At 69.4% G+C, this 12,086-nt stretch carries 11 protein-coding genes; 7 read left to right on the plus strand and 4 right to left on the minus strand.

Annotated features, from left to right (window positions below; genetic code table 11):
• Positions 1–4 precede the first annotated feature (4 nt).
• Positions 5–910: a hypothetical protein gene (locus B5557_RS39880; protein ID WP_079664064.1), complete on the plus strand. Its 906-nt coding sequence runs from the start codon at positions 5–7 to the stop codon at positions 908–910.
• A gap of 87 nt (positions 911–997) precedes the next feature.
• Here B5557_RS39880 and B5557_RS39885 read toward each other — a convergent pair whose 3' ends face one another.
• From B5557_RS39885 to B5557_RS39895, 3 genes are read right to left on the minus strand one after another with little or no spacing between them, the layout of a single operon-like run.
• Positions 998–1,846 (minus strand): bifunctional methylenetetrahydrofolate dehydrogenase/methenyltetrahydrofolate cyclohydrolase, encoded by an 849-nt coding sequence (locus B5557_RS39885; protein WP_079664065.1) that lies wholly within the window; start codon positions 1,844–1,846, stop codon positions 998–1,000.
• 26 nt (positions 1,847–1,872) lie between these two features.
• A complete protein-coding gene (gene purU / locus B5557_RS39890; RefSeq protein ID WP_079664066.1) occupies positions 1,873–2,718 on the minus strand; it encodes a formyltetrahydrofolate deformylase in 846 nt (281 codons plus the stop codon).
• A 17-nt stretch (positions 2,719–2,735) separates the two neighbouring features.
• The gene (locus tag B5557_RS39895; protein WP_159424482.1) at positions 2,736–3,857 is read right to left on the minus strand and encodes an aminomethyltransferase family protein; all 1,122 of its coding nucleotides are present in this window, start codon (positions 3,855–3,857) and stop codon (positions 2,736–2,738) included.
• A gap of 113 nt (positions 3,858–3,970) precedes the next feature.
• Between B5557_RS39895 and B5557_RS39900 the strand changes: the two genes are divergently transcribed.
• Together B5557_RS39900 and B5557_RS39905 are read left to right on the plus strand one after the other, a co-directional pair.
• A complete protein-coding gene (locus B5557_RS39900; RefSeq protein ID WP_079664068.1) occupies positions 3,971–4,654 on the plus strand; it encodes a TetR/AcrR family transcriptional regulator in 684 nt (227 codons plus the stop codon).
• Positions 4,629–7,049 carry a SpoIIE family protein phosphatase gene (locus B5557_RS39905; RefSeq protein ID WP_079664069.1) on the plus strand — a complete coding sequence of 807 codons (2,421 nt, stop codon included), beginning with the start codon at positions 4,629–4,631 and terminating at the stop codon, positions 7,047–7,049. The genes B5557_RS39900 and B5557_RS39905 overlap by 26 nt, the downstream gene beginning before the upstream one ends.
• 34 nt (positions 7,050–7,083) lie before the next feature.
• Here the strand turns inward: B5557_RS39905 and B5557_RS39910 are convergent, their stop codons facing one another.
• Positions 7,084–7,653 (minus strand): MarR family winged helix-turn-helix transcriptional regulator, encoded by a 570-nt coding sequence (locus B5557_RS39910; protein ID WP_079665249.1) that lies wholly within the window; start codon positions 7,651–7,653, stop codon positions 7,084–7,086.
• A 488-nt stretch (positions 7,654–8,141) separates the two neighbouring features.
• On the opposite strand from B5557_RS39910, the gene B5557_RS39915 reads away from it, so the two are divergent.
• The 4 genes from B5557_RS39915 (at position 8,142) to B5557_RS44030 (ending at position 11,942) form a co-directional block, all read left to right on the plus strand.
• Complete coding sequence (locus B5557_RS39915; protein WP_443031375.1) at positions 8,142–9,479, plus strand: IS701 family transposase; 1,338 nt, start codon at positions 8,142–8,144, stop codon at positions 9,477–9,479.
• Between the two features lie 40 nt (positions 9,480–9,519).
• On the plus strand, positions 9,520–9,954 hold the full coding sequence (locus B5557_RS39920) for a hypothetical protein (protein ID WP_099937924.1): 435 nt from the start codon (positions 9,520–9,522) through the stop codon (positions 9,952–9,954).
• Between the two features lie 314 nt (positions 9,955–10,268).
• The gene (locus B5557_RS39925) at positions 10,269–10,835 is read left to right on the plus strand and encodes a hypothetical protein (protein ID WP_079664071.1); all 567 of its coding nucleotides are present in this window, start codon (positions 10,269–10,271) and stop codon (positions 10,833–10,835) included.
• Between the two features lie 945 nt (positions 10,836–11,780).
• A complete protein-coding gene (locus B5557_RS44030; protein ID WP_159424483.1) occupies positions 11,781–11,942 on the plus strand; it encodes a hypothetical protein in 162 nt (53 codons plus the stop codon).
• Positions 11,943–12,086: the final 144 nt, after the last annotated feature.

Below are 12,086 nucleotides of genomic sequence, written 5' to 3' on the forward strand. Positions count from 1 at the left end.
GGACATGGCTCTTTTCGGCCACAGGCGACAGGCACCCCGTCTCGCCCCCGAACTCGACGACGTTCCGCTGGGCCGGGTGCTGAGAGGCATCGCCGCCGCCCGGGGACCGGGGCCGCAGGACCTCGCCATCGCCCACGTGGAGCGGCTCTTGCGGGACACCGGTGACGACTGGGACCGCCGCTGTCACAGGGTCGGCGTCCTTGCGCAGGCCGCGCCCGCGTTGGCCCGGGGCTGGCGCGAACGTCGGCCCCGCGACCCGGACGCCCTGGTGCTGGCCAGCTGGTCCGAACTGGCGACCGATCCACGGGGTGCCCTGGCGACCTGCGGCGTCGCCGCCGATGCCCGCCCAGCCGATCCGACCCCGTGGGTGGCGGCGCTGGCGGCATTGCGGCTTCTGGGGCGGCCGAGCTCCGAGCTTTCTCCCGTCTGGCAGGAGATACGCGCGCGTGATCCATGGCACCGGGAGGCGCACCTGCAGATCCTGGGCTACCTCTCCCCGGAGGAGCAGGGCAGCCAGGCCGCGCTGCGGGACTTCCTCGACGATGCCATCGCGGTCATGCCGTGGGACGCACCGACGGCATGCCTGCCCCTGACGGCGGCTGTGCGGCAGTACCACCGGACAAGGAGCAGCGGGGGAATCCAGGCGCTGGGGGCGAGCCGGTACTGGTCGCAGCCGCACACCGACCGGCTGCTGGACCAGGGCGCGGCCCTCTGGTTGCAACCCGGTCACTTGCGTCACGCGGCCGCCGTCGCGGACCTGGGAATGCTCGCCTACGCCCTGGTCCGGGCGGGCCGCAGGGGCGATGCCGGCCCGGTCTTCTCCGTAGTCGGCGGACTGGTGGCGCCTTGGCCGTGGAAGTACGAGGGGGACCCGGTGGAGTGCTACACCGACTACTCCGGTCGCGGGTAGGGGCGGGCGGCTCTCCGGCCGCACGGCGACGCATGGGGAGTGGGGGGCAGGACCTTTCGGTCCTGCCCCCCACTCCCCATGCCGGCGTCAGCGGCGCTCTGCCGCCTCGACGATGTTGGTCAGCAGCATGGCGCGGGTCATCGGCCCCACTCCTCCGACCGGGGGTGCGAGGGAGCCGGCGATCTGGTCGACGTCCGGGTGGACGTCTCCGAGGATGCCCTCGACGGTCCGGGTGATGCCGACGGACAGGACGGTGGCGCCCGGTTTGATCCAGTCGGGCCTGACCAGATGGGCCACGCCGGCCGCGGCCACGACCACGTCGGCGATGCGAGCGTGGGCGGCCGTGTCCTGGGTGGCCTCGTGGCACAGGGTCACCGTGGCGTGCTCGGTGCTGCGGGTCAGCATCAGGCCGAGCGGCCGGCCCACAGTGAGCCCGCAGCCGATGACGCAGAACTGCTGTCCGGTGATGGGCACGTGGTTGCGTCGCAGTAGGTCGATGATGCCGCGCGGGGTGCAGGGCAGCGGCGCCGGTATGCCCAGTACGAGCCGGCCCAGGTTGGCCGGGTGGAGCCCGTCGGCGTCCTTGGCGGGATCGATCAGCTCCAGCACGGCGTGGGTGTCGATGTGGGCCGGCAGCGGCAGTTGGACGATGAAGCCGGTGCACGCCGGGTCGGCGTTGAGCCCCAGCACGGCGGCCTCGACCTCGGCCTGAGTCGCCGTGCCGGGCAGGTCCACCCGGATCGAGGCGATGCCGACCTGGGCGCAGTCGCGGTGCTTGCCGCCGACGTAGGAACGGCTGGCCGGATCGTCGCCGACCAGGATGGTGCCCAGCCCGGGGGCGACGCCTCGGCTCTTCAGCACCTCCACCCGCTCGGCGAGTTCACGTTTGGTCTCGGCTGCCGCGGCCTTGCCGTCGAGCAGTGTCGCGGTGGTCATGTCGTACGAGCCTCTCGGTGCGTTCGTCAGGCGAAGACGACGGTGCGGGAGCCGGTGAGAACGACGCGGTCCTCCGCGTGCAGCCGGACAGCCCGGGCCAGTACGACCCGCTCGACGTCCCGGCCGATCGCGACCAGTTCGGGCGCGGTGTGGCGATGACCGACGCGGACGACGTCCTGCTCGATGATCGGGCCCTCGTCCAGGTCGGCGGTGACGAAGTGGGCGGTGGCGCCGATGAGTTTGACGCCCCGGTCGTGGGCCTGGTGGTAGGGCTTGGCGCCCTTGAAGCCCGGCAGGAACGAGTGATGGATGTTGATGATCCGGCCGGACAGCTTGCCGCACAGGTCGTCGGAGAGGACCTGCATGTAGCGGGCGAGCACCACGAAGTCGACCTGGTGCTCGGCCACCAGCCGCAGCAGCTCGGCCTCCGCCTCGGGCTTGCTGTCGCGGGTGACATGGAGGTGGACGAAGGGGATGCCGTACCGCTTCGCGACCGGTGCCAGGTCAGGGTGGTTGGAGACGATCAGCGGGATGTCGACGGGCAGTTCGCCCAGGTCCCAGCGGTAGAGCAGGTCGACCAGGCAGTGGTCGAACTTCGACACCATCAGCAGCACCCGGCGGCGCCGCTCCTCGGGCCGGACGGTCAGCACCGGGTCGAAACGGGCCAGCCGCAGTGTGAGTTCGTCCCGCAGGCCCTCGGTGTCGGCCTCGGGTGTCTCCAGGCTCACACGGATGGTGAAGATGCCGGTGCCGGGATCGGAGAACTGGGCGCTCTCCAGGATGTTGCCCTTGGCCTCCGCGACGCCCGCGGCGAGCGCGTGGACGATGCCGGGCTGGTCGGGGCAGCGGAGCGTGAGAATGGAGCGTTGCACGTCAGGATCTCCGTCGGTCAGGCCCGCACGCGGGCGCGCTCGGGGTCGTACACGGGGGTGGGCCGCACCGTGGCGTCGGCCTTGGAGCCGTCGGCGGCGACGGCGGTCAGCGCGGTCCCGGACTTCACGGCGTCGCGGTGGACGCGGGCGAGGCCGAGGGTGGCGCCGTCAAGGGCGGGGGAGGGCAGCGCCATCGTCACGTAGCCGATGTCCCGGCCGTCCAGCTCCAGCCGGGCGCCCTCGGCGGACTCGGGTGCCGCGTCCACGACGACGCTGACGACACGACCGGTCGCGCTGTCCTTCCTGGCGAGCAGCGCGTCCCGGCCCTGGAAGGGGCCCTTGTCGAAGTCCAGCGCCCAGCCCATCCGGCACTCGAACGGTGTGACCGTGTGGTCGTACTCCAGCTCCCCCATGATCATCCCGGCCTCGGTGCGGCAGGTGAGCAGGGCGATCGCCCCGAAGGCCCTGATCCCGAGGTCCGCACCCGCTTCGAAGACCGCGTCCCACAGCTCCAGCGCGCGCTCCCGCGGGACCTGGATCTCGTAGCCGAGCTCGGCGGTGAACCCGAGCCGGCTGACCTGTGCCGGAATGCCCGCGATGAGGACGTCGCGCAGGAAGGAGTAGTAGGGGAACGCTGCGTTGGACACGTCGACGTGGGTGAGGCGCTGCAGGACGTCGCGGCTGCGCGGGCCCTGCAAGGTCAGTACGGCGGACTCGTCGCGGCGCTCCGTGACGGTGGTGCCGGCGGGGGCGTGCGCGGTCAGCGACTGCTGGGTGGCCGGGTTGCCGCCGGTGACGACGACGTGGTCGGGCGCGAGGGCGGCCACCGTCACGTCGTCCACCATCAGCCCGTCGGCGTCGACCACGACCCCGTAGGCGATACGTCCGGCACCCAGCCCCTTGACGCTGCGCGAGAACACGGCGTCGACGGCGGCGACCGCATCCTCACCCTCGACATGCCACTTGTAGAGCATCGAGTACTCCGAGGCCCCGACGGCGGTGCGGATGGCCGCGTACTCCTCGGCCGGATCACCAATGGCCAGCGGTACGGCGTTGCCGTAGACGTCGATCCACTCCTCGACACGGTCCGCGTAGCGGGGAGCGAACGGGGTGGGGCTCAGTCCTTCGGGGATGGCCATGGGAACTCCAGTGGAGAGAGGAGACGTGCACTGCAGCGAGAATCTATCCATCTGGATAACTTGTCAATAGGATAGATTGACCTTCGAGGGAAGGGCAGACAGAGGGAGGGCAAATGACTGCCGTGGCAGAGACGGACGGCGAGGCCGGCCAGGAGGCCCGGCCCGGTTACGGCGAAGGGCGGGGGGCCCTCCTGGAAGCGGCGGTCAGAGTGGTGGCCCGTGGCGGCCTGCGGAAACTGACCTACCGTGCCGTCGCCGCCGAAGCCGGTGTCACCCACGGACTGGTCGCCCACCACTTCGGTTCGCGCGACACGCTGCTCGAAGAGGCGCTGCGGTGGTGCGTCACACGCAGCATCGAGACGTCCTCGCTGGTGCCCGCCAGCGGAAGGCTGGAGGACTTCGCCGCGACCCTGGCCGACTTCATCGCGGCCGACCCGGACATCCAGGCCTTTCAGTACGAGCTGAAGCTCGAATCCAGCCGGCGGCCGGAGCTGCGCCACCACGTCGCCATGCTCTACGACGCGTACCGCGACGCCGTCCGCGCGGCACTGGCCTGCTTCGACGTGTCGCAGGAGATGACGGAGATCGTCTTCGCGGCCCTGGATGGCCTGGTCTTCCACCAGGTCACGTCCGGTGCACCGGACCGCACCGAGGAGAGTGTCGACGCCTTGCGCCGGCTCCTAGCGGCCCATCGCGCGCAGGCGTCACCGGGGGTGACCGGCGGTACATTGAATGAGCCGAAGCTCTCCCGCGCCGACTTCAGGAGCGGCGATGACGAGCATCTTCCCAGGGCGTGACCAGCCAGTCCGGCCGCACGGCACGTCTTCCTCGGCCGTACCGACGCCCGTCGGCGCGACCGCGGTACTGGACCAGCACCTGCGGTTCACCGGGTGGAGCCGGGAAGCCGAGGAACTGTTCGGTCTGGCGTCCGAAGAAGTCCTCGGCCGGTCCGCCGACGCCGTCCTGGCCGATACCGAGACGGGTGCCGGCGTCTCAGCCGCTGCTGGCGGTGATGCGGCATGGTCGCTCGGCCCTCGGCCGGTCCGCCGTGGTGACGGCCGCCCGGTGTCGATTTCCTTGTCTCTCACCCCGCTCGCCCTGGGAGCGGGCGCGACCGGGTGGCTGCTGAGGGCCATGGACGCCGAGCTGGCGCACCGGGAGGCCATCGGCCGGGCCATGCTTGACGGACTCGACCGCGAAGCGCCGGTCCAACTGGTGGTCTACGACACGGACGCCCGGGTGCGCTGGATCAACGCCGCGATCGAGAAGCAGTTCGGAACCCCGCTGGAGGACGCTTCCGGTAGGTTCGTGAAGGACATCCTGCCGCAGGGCGAGGTGCTGGGGGAGGCCGACGGGACAGCCGCGAGCGTCGAGGAGATCGTCCAGCGCGTGGCCCGCACCGGGGCACCTGTGGTCGACGTCCGCTACCGCAGCTCCACTCACCTCGACCCCCGTCACGAACGTGTCTGGTCGTGTTCCTACTTCCGGCTTCAGGACGGGGAAGGCCAGCCGATCGGAGTGTGTGAGGCCGGCCTCGATATCACCGACCGCTACGTGGCGCGGCAGCGTCTCGCCTTGCTCAGCCGGGCGAGCGGCAGTATCGGAAGGACCCTGGACATCCGGCGCACGGCCGAAGATCTGGCGGAACTCGTGGTCCCCGAGTTCGCCGACGCCGTCACCGTGGACATCTTCGAACCAGTCCTGGACGGGCAGGAACCACAACACCTCAGCGCCCACCCCACCCTCTGCCGGTTGGCTCACCGCACCGATCACGCCGCGGCCAATGACACCGCGTACGACGAACTGGACACCGTCCGCCTGCGGTGCCTGGCCGAGAACGCGTCGGCCACCGACACGGTCACCCATGTGCTCGCCCTTCCCCTCAAGGCACGTGGTGCCACCCTGGGCGTGGTGGCCTTCGCACGTTCCCGACACGCCGACCCCTTCGAGCAGGAGGAGATCCAGCTCGCCGAAGAGCTCGTCTCCCGCACTGCGGTCTGCCTGGACAACGCCCGCCGTTACACACGAGAACACGCGACCGCGCTCATGCTCCAGCGTGATCTTCTCCCTCGCACCCTCCCCCAGCAGCCGGGCGTGGAGGTCGCTCACCGCTATCTGCCCGCGGCCGGGCCCGCCGGCGTCGGAGGGGACTGGTACGACGTCATCCCCCTCTCCGGGGCACGCGTCGGGCTGGTGGTGGGGGATGTCGCCGGGCACGGCATGGGCGCGGCCGCAACCATGGGCAGGGTGCGCACCACCGTCGCGGCGCTCGCGGCGCTCGACCTCGCGCCGGACGAAGTGCTCGCCCGGCTCGACGACCTGGTGGCGCGGACCGGCGCCCCGCCTTCCGGGCCCGCGGAGGCCGAGGACCAGGCGCTGGGCGTCACCTGCCTGTACGCGATCTATGATCCGGTCTCCCAGCACTGCGTCATGGCCCGGGCGGGCCACCTGCCGCCCGTGCTTGTCACCCCCGACGGACACGCCGAGTTGGTGGCCCTTCCCGCCGGACCGCCCCTTGGCCTGGGCGGTCTGCCGTTCGAATGCGCCGACATCGAGCTGTCGGAAGGGGCCACGCTCGCTCTCTACACCGACGGACTGGTCGAAAACCGTCAGACGGACATCGACACGGGAGTCCGCGCTCTCTGCACCGCACTCGCAGGGCCTGGGGACGGCCAACTGGACAAGACATGTGACAGGGTCATCACCAGACTCCTGCCCCAGGCCCCCGAGGACGACGCCGCACTGCTGCTGCTCCGCGTCCACGCCTTGGCCGAGAATCTGGTGGCGACGTGGGACATGGCCTCCGACGCCGGAGAAGTGGCACGAGCGCGGTCGCTGGCCCTTGGTCAGCTGGCCGCGTGGGGAGTCGACGAAGCCGCGTCGTTCGTCGTCGAGCTCGTCGTCAGCGAGCTGGTCACCAACGCGATCCGCTATGGCGGCGCTCCGGTGTGTCTACGGCTCATTCGGGAACGTGGCCTCATCGTCGAGGTCTCCGACAGCGGCCACACCTCGCCCCACCTTCGGCGGGCCGCGATGGAGGACGAGGGCGGCCGAGGTCTGTTCCTGGTCGCGCAACTCACGCAGCGGTGGGGAACCCGGTACACGCCAACGGGCAAGACAATCTGGACCGAGGTGTCGCTGGTTCCAGCCCAGATGCCAGGAACCTTCGTAGGCGAGCAATTCGAGCTCTAGCGATTCGGGCGCGCCCGTCCGGGACTGTCGCGGCTCAGGCCTTACGGCGGCCGCTGCGGCGTGGCGTGGGAGCGGCACCGCCCAGCAGATCCTGGCGGCGCTGCCCGCCGTTCTCCTCCACCTGCAGCACCACCCGGCGCAGTCCGTCGGCGACGGTCCGGCAGTCCGTGTCGCTGAGCTGCCCGGTGACGAAGGACTCCTCCTCGTTGAACGCCGGAAAGAGGCGCTGCATCAGCTCCTCCCCTTCGTCGGTCAGGCTCAGGAGCACCAGCCTGCCGTCGGTGGGATGGTCTGCTCGCTGTACAAGCCCTCGCCCTTCCAACGTCCGGGCAACCCCCGTGAGCGTGCCCTTGGAAATCCCGGCCTCTTCGGCCACGTGCCGCGTCTCCGACTCGCCCCAGATCCAGGTGACCCAGAGCACCACGAAGGCGGTCCAGGTCAGGTCGACGCCGCGCAGCACGGAGTTCTCCAGGTGCTGCCGCACCGCCGAGGCGGCGCGATAGATGTTGGCGACGACTGCCATCTGGTCATGCCGGACGGGGATACCGCCAAGCCTGGCCGCTGCCATTTTCTCGGCTTCGGCGATGGATCGATGGCCGGGCACGAGCACGCTCCTTCGGGCCGCCTGCGAAGACATGAGACTCAGAATTGTTCGGGCCCAAATTATATGGTGTCTCGTGCCTTCGGCCTCCCGAGGGTCGACCCTCCGGGCTCGGGGCGCTGCGTGCTCGCACCCCACGTGGACACTTCCTCTGGCCTCGGACCTGCTGCGGAACTACCGCAGCCTGGCCCATTCCCTTGCCGAGAAGCGGGTCAAAACACATGAAGCGCTGTCCTCAACGATCTGGCGCGAGCAGCCTCCATTGGAAGACCGGGAGGACGATCTTGCTGGGGAGCCTCCTCCGCTGCACTCTGCCCTGGTCGCCGGAGTCGTCCATCGGAGGTGAGCTCGGCGGCCGGCGGTGGGGGCGGCGGGGCCGCCTTCTTGGCACCGCCCCCCGAGGGCGCGACCGGCGCGGGGGCCGGGGGGCCTCACTTGGGAAGCTTGGCGGTGTGCTCGGGGTGGGCGGCGCCGACGTGGCGCATGGCCGTCTGCTCGGTGATGCCGAACAGCCGCATCAGCTTGAGGGGGTCGGCACTCGTGTCCGGGCGAAGTCGGCGTTGTACGTGGCCGATGTGTTCGCCTCGGTGCCGCGCAAGGACCAGCGGGCCAAGGGCGACTGCTACCTGCGGGGACTGATGCTGGACGGCCGTCGCAAGTCGATCCAGGCCATGGCATCGAGGCTGCCGGACGGCAACGAACAGAACCTGCAGCAGTTCGTGAACCAGTCCACCTGGGACCCGGTGCCTGTGCAGCGGCGGATCTGCGAGCGTATGCTGCCGCTGATAGCCCCGACGGCCTGGGTGATCGACGACGTGTCGCTACCCAAGGACGGAAGAATGTCGGTCGGCGTGGCTCCACAGTACTGCGGGGCCCTGTGCAAACGCGCCAACTGCCAGGTCGCGGTCAGCGTCCACGCCGCCGGCGACGCCGCCTCCTGCCCGCTGCAGTGGCGGCTGTTCCTGCCCAAAGAGTGGGCCGCGGACACCGACCGCCGCACCGCCACCCGCGTCCCGCCCGAGATCACGCACCGCGAGAAGTGGCGTCTGGCTCTGGACATGCTCGACACGCTGGCCGGTTGGGGCATGAGTCCGCCGGTCGTGGTGGCCGATGCCGCCTACGGAACCAATGCCCACCTGCGGGCCGGGCTCGCAGAGCGGGGAATCGACTACGTGCTGGCCGTCCGCGCGGACGTGAGTGCCCACCCGTTCGACGTGAGGCCGGTGGCCCCGGACCGCAAGGGCCCGGTCGGCTGCTGGCCCCAGCCCCGCTACCGCCAGCCCGCACCCTCGGTCGCGGCCCTGGCGGCCGAGCTCGGGCGGGAGGCGTTCACCTCCCTCACCTGGCGGCAGGGCTCGCGAGGAGAGTTACGGTCCCGCTTCGCCGCCGTGCGTGTCCGCCCGGCCGGCAAGGCCGTCGAGCGTCCGATCCGGTCTGCCGCCTCGGCCGAACAGGGCTGGTGGGACGGCATTCTGCCCGACTGCTGGCTGCTGATCGAGTGGCCCGAAGACGCCGAGGCGCCCACCGACTACTGGCTGTCCAGCCTGTCGGCCGACACCTCGATCACCGACCTGGTCCGTCTGGCCAAAGTCCGCTGGCGCATCGAGCACGATTATCGCGAACTCAAACACGGCCTGGGCCTGGACCACTTCGAAGGCCGATCCTGGCCCGGCTGGCACCACCACGTCACCCTCGTGACAGCCGCCCACGCGTTTCTCACCGAACAGCGGCCGGCCCCAAAAGTGTTGGATCACCGGGTGGGCGAACGCCAAGCCCTGACATTAAACGTCAAATGCCTCTTTCTACCTGGATGGGTGGCATCCGACTGATCATGTCTTGTCCTGCGACTGCCTTACTTAGCGTAAAGGCATGACAACTCCAGCAAGTTATCGGCAGGGCTCGACATGGCTCCAGACCAGCCCGGTCGACTTCAGCCACTCGCTCACCGGCGCCGACAGGACCGATGAGCGGATCTCCGAGATCCCGGAACTCACGATCCCCTTCCCAGGAGTGTGGGAGATCTCGTACCACGCCCGCTCATACACCGGCGGGACCGCAGCGGCGAGCTTGCTCGTCCGTACTGCACTGTTCAAGAACGGCCAGGTCATCCCCGGCACCGAAGCGCTGACCGGTGGGAAGTGGGAAGGGCAGACCACCCCCGGGCAGACGATCCTGGAGAAGTTCGACGTCAATGACGTCATCACGCTCCACGCGTACCGCATCGGGACGGGCAGCGCCCAAGTCATCAGCAACGGCGACGGACGTACGGGAGTCATGGCGCACTGGGTGAGCCCCGGGTTCTAGGCCACTGCTTCAGTCAGCTTCGACGCCAGCTGGGCGGATGTGTGTCGGAAGGTGCAGATGCACGGCGGCACGACATGGCTCCCCGCCGTCGGCTGGGACATCAACCGGGCCGATGGCCGGCGCGCCGACAAGCTCCCCAGGGGCATCCAGAAGTTCCACACCGCGAGTGACAGCGACGTACCGGACGACAACCCGTCGGCTGGCTACTCGATTACGTGTAGCCCAACGACCCCGGCCGAGCCGCCGCCGCGAGCTTTCTTGCGGGATCCATCCCGGAATCTGGACCAGACGTCAACGAGTGAGGGGAATGTCTGATGGCGAACGAACTCAAGTACGGCGATCAGATCCACCTGCAGAACGGGTACAACAGCTGGCAGGGCGGCTACCTCGACACCCTCAACCACAGCCCCCATGCCGGCCTGAAGCACGAGGTGGCCACCGCCGACAGCCCCACCCGCGCCCAGGGCTCGGGCACGTGGGAGATCCTGTCCGCCTCGGGTAAGGCGGCCGGCCAGCCTGTCCTGAGCGGGGACCTGGTCCACCTGCGCAACCTCTACGGCGGCGACGGCGGCTACCTCGACACCGCAAACCACGCCAGCACCGTGCAGAAGAGCGTCGGCGGCAAGTACGACGTGTCCACCGCCCAGGCCACGAACCGCGCCCCCGGCAGCGGCAGCTGGCGGATCCTCGCCCAGACCTCCGCACCCGGCGACCAGAACGTCCGGGAAGGAGACATCGTCCTCCTGTGGAACACCTACGACGACAACGGCGGCTTCCTGGAGGTCAACCAGAACGCCACAAACGGCGGCAAGCTCGACGTCTGCACCAACGCCTACTTCAACCGCGGCGGCAACTTCGCCGACTGGAAGATCAGTAAGTAAGGCGCACCCCTCCTCCCGCGATACCTGGCCCCGGCTGCCGCACCGGCCGCCGGGGCCCAGCCTCTTTCTTTATGGCGCACACTGCCGTCACCCAACACCCTGGCAGGGCGGTTGCAGCCGCGCCCCTGGGCCCTGCCCCCTCTCGAACGAAATGATCTGCCGGCGAGCGTGTCACGCGACCCATCAGACGCGCCTTCAGCGGCGGGTCGTGTTGAGGCGCAGGATGTCGCCCATGGCGTCTCTTCCGTGCAGTCCGGGTTCTTCCGGATGCCCGGGGCCGTGTTGAAACGCAGCGTGGGCCGCGCTTGCTCAACTGGACCTTGCCGAGCGCGGCATGCCGGGCCGGCTGCCCGATGACGACCTGCTCGCAGCTGTCCATGAGGTGTTGCAGCTGATCACTCGGCTGAGCGTGACCTCTTCCGCGGATGTGCCTTGGCCGGCGAAGAGCACCGGCTGGGCCGTGGGGCTGACCGGGAACCTGATCTCGTGGGCACGCTCCAGGCCAAGTGCCTGTTTCTGAACCACGTATCAGCAGGTCAAGAACCGTCAGTCTGAAATGGGAGTCGCTGTTGCTGGTGTGGCATCAGTTGACGGAGCGGCGGACATCGTGACGTCGGTCCGTACCCCACAACGGGCCGTTTCCGGCCGTGATCCTGCATCCGCCGGGCACAGCGGATAAACCAGATGTCACCTGATCGAAGGGCGTTCTGACGACGCCGAGCGTGTCGCTGTGGCCCCCTGCGAGCCTTCGTAGGCCGCGAGAGGCCAGCCCTCTCGCGGTCCAGCGTTAGTCCGCGAGCAAGGAGCCACCGTGAGCACTCCCCCACAGACGCCTGTCCTGGCCGGGTACTTCAGCGTGCAGAAGCTCGACTGGCCCGACGGCAAGGGCGACGTCTTCCTCTCACGTACAACCATGATCAGATCCTGTCCACATCGAGGGTGCTCGTGGCGGCCTTCCAGGTGTATCAGGGCAAGCCGCATCCTCAGGCGGGGGCCGACTTCATCGTGGCCCAGGTGGCTCCCTTCGACGGCGGCGTCAGGATCAAGGTCAAGGTCGACTACTCGATTCCGCTTCCCATCGGCACCAGCATCCTGGTCCTGAACTAGGCCCCTCGCCGACGGTCCGGTCCGGCCTCGAACCCTCACTCGCGGGCAAGGCGGGCCTCGGCACGCACGACGTGCGAGATCCTCGCCGAGGGCCGGTTCCTGTTCGTGGAACGGTCACGGTGACCGTTCCACGAACGGAAGTCT

The sequence above is a fragment of the Streptomyces sp. 3214.6 genome (assembly GCF_900129855.1).
GTDB classification, from domain to species: Bacteria; Actinomycetota; Actinomycetes; order Streptomycetales; family Streptomycetaceae; genus Streptomyces; species Streptomyces soliscabiei.